Below are 14,125 nucleotides of genomic sequence, written 5' to 3' on the forward strand. Positions count from 1 at the left end.
ATATGTTCGTGAAAGTGACGAAAAGATGAAAGGGGGTGAGATGTTGCACTTCCGCCATTTTCTACTACCAGCTCTTATGGTTGGAGCAGCCCTATTTTTACCAGGCAATGCCTTCGCCGAGAAGAATGAGCATAATGGACAGCCAAATTCCCACAAGGAAATGGTGCAAGCGAATAATCCTTCCGAAAAAACTGAGACCCCGGCTAAACAGGTTAAAGTTCTGATGAATGCAAAGGATGCAGCTAAAGGGGCTAATGTTCCGCCAAAAAACGAGAATGCGATGACCACTGGAAAACCTGTGACGGTACCTGAACCCGCTAGGAAAAATCAGCAGGCTTCCAATGGTGCACCTAAACAAGCAGCTTCCCAAAAACCTGCTACTGCAGCGCCGAAAGCTTTACCGGATCAGGCAAAAGGGAACGGATACGGTTTAAACAAGACGGAGAAAACCGTTGAAGCCCCCGGCCAAGAAAAACAAGCAGCTGGCCAGGAAATCGAAAGAGAGTTAGAAAAGAATAAGCTAACTACTCATGATGTTGCCGTGCATAGCGCTGATATTACTGTAAATGATAAAAGCGAATCGACGAGATTGGTTCCTAAATTCGAACCGCAAGGGGAGGGTTCAGACCTATCAAACCTAAACCCAAACCCAAAACCGTTTGAGCGTTTCGAATTCCAGCAGCCAGTGCCTTTAGAAAAGGACAATGTTCCTGTCAGTAAGGAAGAGATTCCCAAGGTCGATCAGGCCATAAACCCACCTCAACGGTCAGACAGTTCAGGCGGCCAATCAAATGATCGAGTCAGCACGGGGGTAAGCACCATTAGCTTGATAGATAAGTGGTTTGTATGGAATAAGGATTATGAAATGAAGCTTGTCCAACCATATCTTTCTTGCTATGCCTTAATGAATTCACAATGGGTGAATGCTCCACCTTCACCACCGCCGCAAGAAGCTCCTTTTTTTAAAACCGTTAACCGCAGCTAATCGCCACGGAACACGAAAATAAAAGGAGCGAATATGAATATGAATATGAAACCTTATTTAAACACAAATAAAATTGTTAAATCTATTGTACTTACTGGTGCGCTATCTTTTGGCATTTTTGCAGGAGGACATTTTACAGAAGCTGCTGGTCCGGATAAGGCAAAACCAGAGCACCCCGTTCATGTAAAAGCAGAAAATGCGGTAAAGGCTCAAAATGTACCTGCTTCAAAACCTGTAGCCCCTGCACAACCAGCGGCACCTGCAGCTAAGGAACAGCCTAAAGCTGGACAAGCAGCCAAATCTCAAGCGAGTGTGCATGCCAGCGAAACGGCAAAAATGCATGCTAATCCAAACTCAGCCGTTCTGGGCAAGATTGGAAAAGAAGAAAAGGCAGTAACGGAAGAAGCTCCTGTTCAAGAAGCTCCGATTCAAGAACCTGCAGTGGATGAGACTGTAACGGAGGCAACTCCTGTTCAAGAACCTGAAGTAGAAGCGGTTGTTGAGGATAAATCGGACGAAACAACTGAAAATCAAAGTACTGAACCAGGTTCTACCTCAACGGAAGTTGATTCCGATGATGCAGTCAAAGCTGAAGCTGAAGCTGAAGCGGCAGTTAAAGAAGATGAAAAAACGACAGACGTTGATTCTGATTCAGCAGTGAAAACTGAAGATAAAGAAGATGCTGACCGTGATTCTGATTCAAAGAAAGTTGTTGCTGACCATAACGCTGTAGTGAATACTAAAGATGATGAAGACAGTGAGTCGACGGACGAAGATACAGACTCAGACAAAGAAGCTAAGGTAAATCCTTCGGCTGCTAATAAAGTAAAATCTCAAGCGTTCGAACATGCAAGTGACAATGCTAAAGCGCACGCTGCAGCAAACTCAGCTGTACTAGCTAGTGGTGAAGTTTCTGAAGATGTAGTGTCTGAAGAAAAGTCAACCGAAGATGCAACTGAAGTAGTATCTGAAAATGATGCAGCAGTTGTTACAGGCGAACAAGATCAAGCTGAAGAAGCTACTGAAGTTGTCGCTGAAGAGGTAACAGATGAGTCTGCAACTGTATTAACTGAAGCAGATGAAGTGGATGCAGCAGAAGTCGTTGCCGAAGAGTCAACTGAAGTAGTATCTGATGAAACTACAGAAGCAAGCGAAGCTGTAGCTGAAACAGAAGAAGCAGCAGTTAAGGCAGACGATGCAGTTGAGGTTGAAAAAGTAAACCCATCTGCAGCAAACAAAGCAAATGCTCAAGCTAGCGTAAAAGCAAGCGCTCAGGCAAAGGCACACGCTGCAGCAAATTCGGCTGTACAGGCAGTAGCTGTAGAAACTGAGGTCGTTGTAACGGATGAAGAAACAACAGACGAAGTAGTTGCTGAAGATACGACTGTAAAAGCTGCAACAATAGAGTAGTTTTCTATTTTGAGGGGATCAAACGCCCGCTTATCTAAGGTTAACCGTGTTACATCGCGTATTTGGGACAGAGAGAGAAATCTCTCTGTCTTATTTAATGAAATGAGAAAGTATAAATTTCGACTTTGAGAATTGTCCAGCTACAGGCTCTTTCCGCTTTTCTTAAGACAGGGGAATAGTTTCCACTGTTACCAGTGTGTTTTGGTTGACTCGATTTTTAAAATCATATATTATGAATCCGAGATACTTACAACTAAGATAATTAAAGGAGACTATTTATATAATGAACATACTAGTAGTAAAAGCAAATAACCGTCCAGCTTCAGAAGCTGTTTCTAGTAGAATGTATGAAACTTTCATGGAGAACTTAGAAGGTGTTAACGTAACAACTTACGATGTCTTTGCAGAAGATATGCCTTACTTTGGTCAAGATTTATTCAACGCTTTTGGCAAAATGCAATCAGGCGAAGAAATGACAGACGTTGAACAACGAATTTTAGCGGCAAAACAAAAGGCAATGGATGCACTGACAGCAGCTGACCTTGTTGTATTTGCTTTCCCATTATGGAACTTAACAATCCCTGCTAAATTACAAACATTCATCGACTATGTATATGCAGCTGGTTTCGCATTTAAATATGACGAAAATGGCCAATTAGTCAGCCTGATGACTGATAAAAAAGCCGTAATTTTAAGTGCACGCGGCGGCATTTACTCAACTCCAGAGACTGCACCAATGGAAATGGCTGCAACTTATATGAAAAATGTATTTGGCGGCGTATTCGGTATGGAAATCGTGGATGAAGTCATTATCGAAGGCCATAACGCAGCTCCAGACAAAGCGCAAACGATTATTGCAGAAGGCTTAGCAAAAGTGGCCGAAGTAGCAAAACGTTTTTCAGCAGTAATAGCGTAAATCGGAGACAATCCCCGCCTAGCTTAGATTGTGCTAATCAAAATTATTATGAAAGCTCTTTTCTTCTCGTCTCGGGAAGAAGAGAGCTTTTTTTCGTCGTATTAAAGGGGCGCAGGTAAAGTAGTAAAAAAGTAGGATAGATGGGTCTTACTTTTTTACTATGAAAATAGTATAAATTTACCTTAAATGGGTGCCTTGAGGTGTGTTACGATAGTAACAGTTTAGTATGTGGAGGTTTAGAGCAGTGAGAGGAAAAAAGGTGTCAAGAGATCCTTTTGATCGTATCCTGTCTGCAGCGATAAAGGATGCCAATCGAAGACTGGATTTTTACCAGGCTTTCTTAGAACTGGAAGTGGTGGTCCTTGGAACGGTGTCAACGGAGCAATCTACTGTTTATTTGAAATATCTGGAGATAGACAATGAACTGGTTCTTCCAGTCTATTCAAGTTTGGCTAAATTTCATTCGATTTTTCCAGCTCACCAACCCTATGTGAAAATAGATGCAAGGGATCTTTTGCAATGGGTGGAGCCTGAGGCTTCAATGGTGGTGAATCCAGGCTTTGGCGTAAGCAAGAAGCTAATTCCGGAGGAGCTTGAAACGCTTCGCGATGGGCAAATTCTTGCCTACTTTTTTGAACAATTTCCCCAAAAAGAAAAAGAGCGGTACCTGGCTGAACAAGTGACCAAGGTGCCTGACACCACAATCGAGCTACTGTCTGCGTGTTTACAAACATTTCCTCCTATTAAAAGCGCCTATCTGACGAATCTTTACAATCCTGCAACGGGAGAAACGCCTTGTATGCTAGTAGGACTTGATGTTGAACCACAAGACACTGAATCATCCCGGGTATTATTTTTACAAGTAGTAGAAGCCGTTCGGCAAAAAACGGACATACAGTCGAAGCTGGAAATTGCCATACTCGATGAAGCCTTGCCGCTAACCGGTTCGATTGTACAAAACATAGAGCCGTTTTATGTGCGATCCTCAATTGTTGAGTTAAAAAAACTGTTTCACTAGAGAAACCAATCAGAAAGGAGGGTCTTTTGATTGACGAAGATTTATGTTAACGGAAATGAAATTCAATCCACCAACAATAGTATTAAGTCTGTATCCTCGGAGTTAGTGGAAGCAGCGGCCCGCTTGACTTCTCTTAAATCGGAAATTGACTACCGCATTGCTCAGCGGAAAGGGATCGATTCTCGTTTGGGCCAATCGGCCAAGTCGCTCCGGGAGCTGGAACGGAAAGTAAAGGCCGTTCACCAGTTTATTGACAACTCCATGGATCAATACGAGAAGGCTGATCGCAAAGCGGCTTCCTTCACTGTTCCTGGGGGGAAATCATTCTGGGAAAAGCTTGGCGACGAGTTGAATACAGTTGGGGAAGTGATCACAGGCTTCGGCGCCGGACTGGTTGATACGCTTGTTTCCACAGTAGAAGGACTCTGGAATGTGGTCACGCATCCGATTCAAACCGTAAAGGGACTTGTCCATGTCGTTCAACATCCGATTGAAACAGGAAAGGCAATCTGGCAATCAATTACAGATTCCTGGAATAAGGATGTAGTCAATGGGGACGCTGAAAGTGCCTCGCATTGGTTTGGGCGTGCCTTCGGGGAAGCGGCACTTGCCGTTGTTGGGACGAAAGGCGTGGATAAGGCGGTTAAACTGACCAAGGGAGCCACAGCGGTAAAAGCGGGTGATGAAGTAGCAGCAGCTGCTAAACTGGAGGCTGGAACTTTTGCTGACTCCATGAGTAAGGCAGATGCTAAAAAGTATAATCAATTTTGGGATTATGCTGAACACAATATAGGTGTAGAAGATCGGTTGAAAATTGGCGGCTGGGATTATCCTCCAGGTGGAAAACTATACGACGAACATAAGTCCGTTTACGATAACCCAAGCTATTTTGAACAAACCAATGGAAAAACCATTTATCCAGGCACGAATGGCGATCCTAATATTGATGGGTTTTTAAATGGAAAATATGATATTGTTACGGTAGAAAGAGGTTCATCGATTGACCGATTTGGTAATAATGGATCTGGAAGATACTTTTCCCCTGAGGGAGACAGCTTTGAAAGTAGAGCATTGCCTCCTTTTATGAAGGATATGCCATATGAAGCCTATGAGGTAGCAAAACCATTTCAAGCAAAAGCAGGTCCGATTGCTCCGTGGTTTGATGAACCTGGTATGGGGAAACAAATATTTACTGATTATTTGATCAGAGATCGAACAGGGAAAGAAGTTCCTGCAACTGTTGAGAACTTATTGAAGAATAACTATATTATTAAAAAACAATAGGAGATTTGATGGAATATGAATATTAAACAGGCTGCTGTTTTACTAGAACAAGAAGGCATCCGAGTGGAGGCAACGGGTCAATCGATCCATGTCATTCCAGTGGCTCAGGATGAAAATATCTATAAGTTGGAAAAAAGAGATGAACAGTGGGTATACCTATTTATTCAATATGAAAGAAACAGTGAAGGACGGGAAATGATAGTAAATACTTTCCGAGATGAAACAGAGGCAGCCAACTATTTCTTCCTCGTGACCTTACAGTCTAGCTATTTTCAAAAATATATTTTTACATTTAAAGAAAAAAATACTTCTTTAAAAATAGGCACCCCAAGCTTTACAATGAGTGCTCTGCAAAAAGCTTTAAGTTCTTTACAAGTTGTTCACACATCATTTAGTTTTTTTGACGAGGAAGTCGCGCCACATAGTATCCATTTGAAAAGAGTAAGTCCAACCGAGTGCAAGGTTCAATATATCGGGAACAATAAACAAGTAGTATTTGAGACAATTGAGTTGGAAGACTGGGATGCCTATTCCGCTATGTTTGATTATGTATATTTATTAGCATTATTGGATCAAAAGTGCAAAAACTTAGCAGAAAATCATCAGATTGAAGAAGCCTTTTCGGATGAGGATTTTGCGATTTTTCTAACGGCTTAGGAGAACCAAGGGGACGGTTCTGGTGGTTCCTGCCTGCCAAGATATACACGTGAAAAACCAAAAAAAGTAGAGAGAGCAATCTCTCTGTTTTTTTGGTTTCCAGAATACCAGGGTTTCGGCAATAGTAATGAAGTTGTGCAATTTTTGTCAAAAGGATAAAAAATTTCCCAGGAGATTATGAAGGATTTCAGATTTTTTTGTAGAAAATTAGTATTATAACGTTTTATTGTGATTTTATACCTCAAATTACCCTCGCAATTTATTTTCCTTATTTCACTCTTTTTCCATCCGTTTATTGATCCTGATTGTAAAAATTTGGTTTATTTGATGATAAAGTATGTACTTCATTAAAATTAGTCAAAATCCTGTTTCAATAGCAAAATCTATTAATGTTAGGGGGAATATCCTTGAGAAAACAAAGGACTAAGAAACAGCAAAGGCAATTAGAGGAAGGGGTTCAAGTTTTCCTTTTTTTGATTGCAGGAGCTTCTTATTATCTTACGCACAGTATTTCAATGACCATCATTTTTGTTATTATCGCATTGATCGTAATAATTGCAATCGCCATCATTCAAAAAAAGAAGTACAAGGAACGATTAAGGAAATCGGGTATCGCAGAAATTGACACAATGGATGGTATTCAATTTGAGTACTATTTAAAAGAACTTTATCTTTCAAAAGGGTATGCAGTAGAAGTGACGAGTGCAAGTGGCGATTATGGTGCCGATTTGGTTATGACGAAAGAAGGAAAGAAATTTGTCGTTCAAGCAAAGCGATACTCAAAAGATGTTGGGATAAAGGCTGTTCAAGAGGTTGTGGGTGCTAAATCTTATTATTCGGGGGATGAAGCATGGGTCGTAACGAACCGGTATTTTACGAAGGCAGCTAGAGAATTGGCTCGAAAAAGCAGCGTTATTATGGTTGACCGTGATGTGTTAATCGATTTGATCCTTGTATTAAATTCTACGGATGAGAAGCCAAATCCCGAAAAGAATATCCAATCTGTATCAAGTATGACTGATTTTACATGCAGTAGATGTGGAAGCCCAATGGTTTTAAGGACAGGAAAAAGAGGTGAGTTTTTGGGATGCAGCAATTTCCCAAAGTGCCGAAATACTAAGAATGTGGGGTAGATAGACAGTAGGGTGCTGGCTACGAATCTCGATAAGAGACCGTTTCGGTGATTTTAAAAGGGATTCGGTCGCGTAGAGCCTCGATAAGAGACCGTTTCGGTGATTTTAAAAGGGATTCGGTCGCGTAGAGCCTCGATAAGAGACCGTTTCGGTGATTTTAAAAGGGATTCGGTCGCGTAGACCCTTGATAAGCGACCGTTTTGATGATTTCAAAAGGGTTTTGGTCGCGTAGACCCTCAGCTTTTTATATTGCTGGTGGTTTAAATTGTAATCGATTCACCCTCAAAATATTACTAAACAGAACAAATGTTTTGGTGTAAAATAAATAAAGTGTGGTGTTTTGTGAAATAGCCACAACAATTTCATTAGAGGTGGACATACAATTGAATGGTACAGCACATGCAGCATTTGGAGCGGCGACAGGATTTGTCGTTGCCAACACGATTCAAACCTCTCCATCTACGACGCTCTTATTAGTCGGAATAGGAGGAGTATCTGGGTTAATCCCTGATCTGGACATTGATGGGAGTCTACGGGGCAAAATCACCATATCCCATAAAGTAATTCGGACAGTTGCCCAGCTAATTGGGGCCCTGATGATCTTTTATAGTATTTTTGAGGGCGGAACTACAGAGAAATGGATTGGAATCGGCATTGGATTGGCTATGATGGTTGTAGCGTCGAAGATCAAGCAAAAACATATGTTAACGATCACAGGAGTCGGTGTACTAGTAGGAGGATTCTCCCTACAAGAATCATGGTTGATTCTACTTGGGATTTATATTTTAATCGCATCCTTTGTATCGCACCGCAGCTATACCCATTCTATTTTGGGTGTTATTTTTTTCGGGATTATCGCTTCCAGATTAGAAGCTTCCCTCGGAATTGAAGGTGTTTTCTATACCTGCCTTGCCGGATACATCAGTCATTTGATTGCAGATCTTAAAATCCTACCATTTAATAAACGGGGGATAAAATTGTTTTTACCTGTTTCATCGAAGGAAATCTAGATGCCTGCTACTGCCTCATAATTTGTATGAAATTGGCGAAACTAAGCTAAATAAGCAATTATTTTGACAACGATTTTTACCTTCAGTAAAATTAGCTGATATATTAACCAATTTACACCATCATTGGAGGCAGTGAATTATGAAAGTTGTAGCGATAGTTGGAAGCATACGTAAGGAATCATATAACCTAAAACTTGCAGAGTACGTGCAAAAAAGGTATCAAGAGCACATGGATATTGAAATTTTGAGCATCCGCGATCTTCCGCATTATGATCAGGATACTGAATTAAATCCACCTCAAGTGGTGACGGAATTTAAAAGCAAAGTGGCGAATGCAGACGCTGTTCTTTGGGTAACTCCAGAGTATAATTATTCGATCCCAGGTGTATTAAAAAATGCTATGGATTGGTTATCCCGTGTAGATAAAGTCATGATTGGTAAGCCATCTTGGATCATGGGTGCGACAATGGGCGCACTCGGAACAGTACGTGCCCAACAGCATTTACGGGATATTTTGTTTTGCCCAGGGATTGGCTCTCAACTGTTACCTGGAAATGAAGTATATGTAGGAGTCGTTCATGAAAAAATGGATGAAACAGGGAACCTTACCCATGAGCCGACGATTAAATTTATCGATCTAGTTGTTGATAACTTTATTAATTGGTATAACAAAATAAGCTAATCAAACAATGTGAGCACCCTTAAAAGGATACGAAACGATCCATTTTGAACCTTGCTCAAAAATAAAGACGAAAAGCTCCCCTCTTCATAACCAAAGAAGAAGGGAGCTTTTTATTAAAAAGATAAGACTTTAAGAATTGTCTAGCTGCAACGCCTAGGGGCTCGGGGTCAAAAGCCAATCAGTCAAGAAGGTTAAAGAGCATCCTTCTCGCCCGCTCGTCTTATGCCTGTCTCCCCTGACCAGGGCGCTTGCGCTTTTCTTATTATTTTTTAAATAAATGTAAAGGACAGATTGTTATGAAGTTTGTGATAGCGCCCGATTCATTTAAGGAAAGTATGACGGCGAAGAATGCTGCCCTTGCAATGGAAAAAGGAATAAAGAAAGTTTTTCCCGATGCGGAATGTGTGATTGTCCCAATGGCTGACGGTGGGGAAGGCACGGTAGAATCTCTAGTTAGTATGGCGAACGGAGAGATAATCCAAACAGAAGTGCTCGGACCATTAGGGGAAACAGTAATGGCGGAATATGGTCTATTAGATGCGGGGAAAACAGTTGTCATTGAAATGGCAAGTGCAAGTGGCTTAGAACTAATTAAACTTGAAGACCGAAATCCATTACGAACCACCACATACGGTACGGGTCAATTAATCAAACATGCGTTAGACAAAGGTGTGAGTCGCTTTTTAATTGGAATTGGCGGCAGTGCAACCAATGATGGAGGGGCAGGCATGCTCCAAGCGCTTGGTGTTTCATTTAAGGATCGGAACGGTGATGAATTACCGTTTGGCGGTGGAGCCTTACATCAATTACATTCGATTGATTTGAGCGGATTGGATGAAAGAATGAAAATGGTTAAAATAGATGTAGCTTGTGATGTAACGAATCCGTTAATTGGCGAAAACGGAGCATCGGCCATATTTGGTCCTCAAAAAGGCGCAACGCCTGCGGTTGTGAAATTCCTCGATCAAAATTTAGCTCATTTTGCTAAGGTAATTAAGCAGCAATTGGGTCAGGATATTGCCCATTTGGATGGTGCCGGAGCTGCAGGCGGACTTGGTGCAGGGTTAATGGCCTTTCTAAACGCACAGCTGAAAAAAGGAGTCGACCTTGTCATAGAGTATACCGGCTTTGAGGAGCGAGTCCAGGGTGCTGACTTTGTTTTTACCGGAGAGGGCAGCATCGATGGCCAAACCTTGTTTGGTAAGACACCATACGGGGTAGCTGCCATCGCTAAAAAATATTCGATTCCAGTTATTGCGTTTGCGGGTAGAATTGGCAGTGGTGTTGAGTCATTATATGACAATGGATTTACTGCGATTGTTGGTATCTTAAAGGGGGTTACCTCATTAGAGGAAGCGCTGGAGTCCGGAGAAACTAATTTAGCTTTCGCTGTAGAAAATATCTGCCGTGTTTTAAAAAATTGAAATTTGGATGATAATTGAATGGCGCTGCCGATTTTTCGGGCAGCGTCTTTCATTTGCCTCATATTTGCTGCACAAAAATAATAACAAAAACCACAATAGGACAATTTTAGGCAAAGTGGAAAAAATTAAATTTTACATTTTTTCATTAAGCACTTAACATTTGTTCAAAAACTATGCTATAGTTATCTTGTAATATGTGATGTAGGATAAGAGCGTTAAAGTGGATATACATGTGCGATCGTATGCTTCTATATAAATACTTTTTGAAATGGCAATTTCTTAACTTCATTGAGAAGAGAAACTGCTTTTTCCTTTTTAAGGAGGAATTTTTGTGGGGTTTGTTGGTTTATTCCTTTCAGGTGCCGCTTTATTTTTAAATAGCCTTATGTCATTAGGAAAGGCTGATACAAAGAGCGTTGGAATCTTTAATATTTTCGTAGGAAGCATTCAAATTATTATTCCATTTTATTTACTTATTGTTTCCGATCAAAATAACTGGGAACTTTATAATGATGCGGCGACCTTTTTATTCGGGTTAACTTTTTTATATTTAGGAATAACTGTATTGAAGGGGCTTGAAAGCAACGGTCTCGGTTGGTTTAGTTTATGGGTTGCGATCATTGCGGTCGTTTATACCATTACCTCTATTGTCCACTTTCATGATGTGGTCAATGCCTTAACATGGGGAATGTGGTCATTTTTATGGTTTCTCTTCTTTTTATCCAATACGCTTAAAAAGAATATTAATGATTACGTTGGTAAAGTTGCATTTGTCCAGTCATGGGTCACATTAACCATCCCATCGATGCTTTTCTTTTTAGGCATCTGGAATACTCCCCTTGTCGCTCAAATCTGGACCTACGTATTAATTCTTTCTATATCCTATTTTATTATTGCAAGTCTGTTTAAATTGAAATTTGCCTTTAAAAAAGAAAATGAATCGAAAGAGATTCAAGCTATCTAGGTGAAGCATGGGAACCATCCCATGCTTCATTTTTTTTTGATTTAAGAAATTTTTAATATTTCATTAATCGCCTGTTTAGGGTGTTTGTCTATTATAGTCTTGTATCATTAATTTAGTTAGAGGAGGAACGTCAATGAACAAGAAAGTGCTGGCTGCTGCGGGCATTAGTGGATTATTAATGGCAGGAGGTGTCCTATCCGCGTCTGCATCGACCTCTGGATATGACCTGTTCAAAACGGCTGTGAAGAAAACACACACCATCGACAGTTTTGCTGCCCATACTACTGCATCCTTAACGGATAACGGCAAGGAGATTTACCAGGTTGATTCCTTGAACACCCTAAATGTAAAGGATGAATCAGGAAATAGCACCGTCAGTGTGACAAATGGCGGTACAACGACAAAGGTAGATTATTTTTCAAAGGCCGATCAGACGGTCGTGAAGAGCAGCAAGGATGATAACTACTATGTCAAACAAGAAACGGAACATAAGAAAGCGTCTAACGAAAAGGAACATAATGATGAAAACCTCTCACCACAAATGCAAAAAGATGTAGAGGCCATCTTTGATGCGGTTACAAAAAACTATCAAGACAAGATTACCACGAAAGATGGCGGCAATGGGCAAACAGAATTGCAATTGGATCTTTCTAAAAATCAAATACCTGCTGTAGGGCAGGCGGTTGTGTCCTTCTTCCTTAAGAATATCGACCAGCAGAAGGACATGCATGAAAAAGCGGAATTTGGTTCCTTGCAGTTTGCGGATCTTAAACCACAGCTTCCGCAACTAAAAAATAACATAAACGTATCCCGTGTTGTCCTAAACGGTGTAGTGGATAAGAGTGAATACTTAGTCGGCCAAGAAGCTACGATTTATGTTTCCGGTGATGATGTAAATGGAACACACCATGACCTAGTCTTAAAGCTGGCAAACAAATTTGATCAGTTAAATCAAGCTAAAGTAACAGGCGTGGATTTGACAGGCAAAAAGGTTGTCACTGTACAAGAAAAGCATGATGGACATGAAGATTAATTTACAAAAATAAACAACGAGGCAGGGGAGATCCTTTCCTCTGTCTTTGATTTTAAAATATGAATATTACGAACAGGGAGCTTGTTTAGATAAAGGAGTGAGCTGTGTGCCAGTTCTCGAAGTGCAAAACGTCACGAAGCAATATAAAAATGGACGTGGTGTTGAAAATATTAGTTTTTCCATCGAACAAGGTGAAATTTTCGGGCTATTAGGACCAAACGGTGCCGGAAAAACAACGCTGATGAAGTGTATTGTGGCATTATGCCGCCCTGATCAGGGGGAGATAATGATCAATGGGTACAATGTCAGGGAACAGTTTGAACAAGCGATGCAATCGGTTGGAACATTAATCAGCGGGGTTGAGGCGTTTGATTTTTTAACTGCCTATGAAAATCTTCAACTTGTATCCCGGCTCTATCCATCTCTTGAAGAAGGAAGAATATACGAAGTGCTCCAATGGGTCGGAATGGAGGCACATAAGCACGAAAAAGTGAAATCCTTTTCAACGGGAATGCGGCAGCGTTTGTATTTGGCAGCTGCATTACTTTCTAACCCGACTTTTGTAATCTTAGACGAACCAACTAACGGTCTCGATATTGAGGGGAAACTGGATTTTCAAGAGCTGATTAGCCGGTTGGCCAGGGAGGAAGGTGTCACCTTTATCCTTTCCACTCATTTGATTGATGAGGTGGAGCGATTATGTAATCGGATCGCGATTTTGTCAAAGGGGAAAATTATTGGGGAAGTGGCGAAAAATCAATTAGTGGAAGGGCAAACCTTTGAAACCTTTTATATGAGCCATATTCGGAAAGGGAAGGAAGTGAACCAGCATGCTGAACTTACAAAATGAGTGGACCAAATTAGTACGAAAGAAATCATCGATTGTATTGTTATGCCTCTCTGCCATATTTCCTTTACTTGTTGGCCCCGCTATTCAAATGATGCAAAGCAAGTTTGGCTTCACTGCCTTTGACGGGGAGTCGTTCCCACTGGTGATTTTAAGTTTAGCCGTCACCTTTTACCTGCCGTTATTATTGGCGCTTTGCGTCAGTGATATGTTTGCAGGGGAACAAGAGCAAAAGACACTATCCTTCTTGCTTGTCCGTCCGCTCTCACGGTTCAAGCTATTTACTTCCAAGATTGTCTGTACGGGCATTTATTTATTGACTCTTTTACTCGTTGTCTGTCTTTCTTCCTTACTAACAGGGGCTATTTGGCTTGAGAACTTTACGTTTAGTGGTTTAGTAGTGGGGTTATCGTCGTTTTTGTTATCATGGTTTCCTTTAATGGCAATGGGAATCCTTTTGGTTTTCCTTGCACAATGGGTTGGCTCAAGCAGCAAGGCCTTAACCTTTTCAATTCTTCTTTACTTAGTAATGGTTGTCCTAACCTACCTTTTTCCCACTATTGCCGAGTGGCTGCCGGTATACGACAATAACTGGTATCAACGCTGGATCAATAATGGGTTGAATAGCGCCACTTTCGGCAGAAGCCTTTATCTTGTATCATTTGGTGCATTATTCTTCACACTAGGCTACTATAAATTTAGTCAAAAAGAATTTTAAAAAGAAAAGCGCAAGCGCCCTGTTCAAATCTCAAAGTCGATATT

Annotated in this window: 14 protein-coding genes; all 14 read left to right on the forward strand. The window is 41.0% G+C overall.

Annotation, left to right across the window (positions count from 1 at the left end; genetic code table 11):
• Nucleotides 1-40: 40 nt before the first annotated feature.
• Nucleotides 41-985: a hypothetical protein gene (locus ACIQXV_RS01290; RefSeq protein WP_402954848.1), complete on the forward strand. Its 945-nt coding sequence runs from the start codon at nucleotides 41-43 to the stop codon at nucleotides 983-985.
• A 39-nt stretch (nucleotides 986-1,024) separates the two neighbouring features.
• A complete protein-coding gene (locus ACIQXV_RS01295) occupies nucleotides 1,025-2,395 on the forward strand; it encodes a hypothetical protein (protein ID WP_402954851.1) in 1,371 nt (456 codons plus the stop codon).
• 283 nt (nucleotides 2,396-2,678) lie between these two features.
• Nucleotides 2,679-3,311, forward strand: coding sequence for an FMN-dependent NADH-azoreductase (locus ACIQXV_RS01300; protein ID WP_402954854.1), 633 nt, complete (start codon nucleotides 2,679-2,681; stop codon nucleotides 3,309-3,311).
• A 244-nt stretch (nucleotides 3,312-3,555) separates the two neighbouring features.
• Nucleotides 3,556-4,329: an enhanced serine sensitivity protein SseB C-terminal domain-containing protein gene (locus ACIQXV_RS01305; RefSeq protein WP_402954857.1), complete on the forward strand. Its 774-nt coding sequence runs from the start codon at nucleotides 3,556-3,558 to the stop codon at nucleotides 4,327-4,329.
• Nucleotides 4,330-4,359: 30 nt separating this feature from the next.
• Nucleotides 4,360-5,613: a TNT domain-containing protein gene (locus ACIQXV_RS01310; protein WP_402954860.1), complete on the forward strand. Its 1,254-nt coding sequence runs from the start codon at nucleotides 4,360-4,362 to the stop codon at nucleotides 5,611-5,613.
• A gap of 15 nt (nucleotides 5,614-5,628) precedes the next feature.
• Nucleotides 5,629-6,270: a hypothetical protein gene (locus ACIQXV_RS01315; protein WP_402954863.1), complete on the forward strand. Its 642-nt coding sequence runs from the start codon at nucleotides 5,629-5,631 to the stop codon at nucleotides 6,268-6,270.
• A 407-nt stretch (nucleotides 6,271-6,677) separates the two neighbouring features.
• Nucleotides 6,678-7,403 carry a restriction endonuclease gene (locus ACIQXV_RS01320; RefSeq protein ID WP_402954866.1) on the forward strand — a complete coding sequence of 242 codons (726 nt, stop codon included), beginning with the start codon at nucleotides 6,678-6,680 and terminating at the stop codon, nucleotides 7,401-7,403.
• A 383-nt stretch (nucleotides 7,404-7,786) separates the two neighbouring features.
• Entirely contained in the window at nucleotides 7,787-8,413 is a 627-nt protein-coding gene (locus tag ACIQXV_RS01325; protein ID WP_402954868.1) for a metal-dependent hydrolase, read from the forward strand.
• A gap of 139 nt (nucleotides 8,414-8,552) precedes the next feature.
• Nucleotides 8,553-9,095, forward strand: coding sequence for an NADPH-dependent FMN reductase (locus ACIQXV_RS01330; RefSeq protein WP_402954871.1), 543 nt, complete (start codon nucleotides 8,553-8,555; stop codon nucleotides 9,093-9,095).
• A gap of 296 nt (nucleotides 9,096-9,391) precedes the next feature.
• Nucleotides 9,392-10,519 carry a glycerate kinase gene (locus tag ACIQXV_RS01335; protein ID WP_402954874.1) on the forward strand — a complete coding sequence of 376 codons (1,128 nt, stop codon included), beginning with the start codon at nucleotides 9,392-9,394 and terminating at the stop codon, nucleotides 10,517-10,519.
• 331 nt (nucleotides 10,520-10,850) lie between these two features.
• The gene (locus tag ACIQXV_RS01340; RefSeq protein ID WP_402954877.1) at nucleotides 10,851-11,483 is read left to right on the forward strand and encodes an AmiS/UreI family transporter; all 633 of its coding nucleotides are present in this window, start codon (nucleotides 10,851-10,853) and stop codon (nucleotides 11,481-11,483) included.
• 133 nt (nucleotides 11,484-11,616) lie between these two features.
• The gene (locus ACIQXV_RS01345; RefSeq protein WP_402954880.1) at nucleotides 11,617-12,516 is read left to right on the forward strand and encodes a hypothetical protein; all 900 of its coding nucleotides are present in this window, start codon (nucleotides 11,617-11,619) and stop codon (nucleotides 12,514-12,516) included.
• A gap of 106 nt (nucleotides 12,517-12,622) precedes the next feature.
• Nucleotides 12,623-13,366 (forward strand): ABC transporter ATP-binding protein, encoded by a 744-nt coding sequence (locus ACIQXV_RS01350; protein ID WP_402954883.1) that lies wholly within the window; start codon nucleotides 12,623-12,625, stop codon nucleotides 13,364-13,366.
• Complete coding sequence (locus tag ACIQXV_RS01355) at nucleotides 13,347-14,081, forward strand: ABC transporter permease (protein ID WP_402954886.1); 735 nt, start codon at nucleotides 13,347-13,349, stop codon at nucleotides 14,079-14,081. The genes ACIQXV_RS01350 and ACIQXV_RS01355 overlap by 20 nt, the downstream gene beginning before the upstream one ends.
• The last annotated feature ends 44 nt before the right edge of the window (nucleotides 14,082-14,125 follow it).

This window comes from Neobacillus sp. NPDC097160 (assembly GCF_044762155.1).
Classification (GTDB): Bacteria; Bacillota; Bacilli; order Bacillales; family Cytobacillaceae; genus Neobacillus.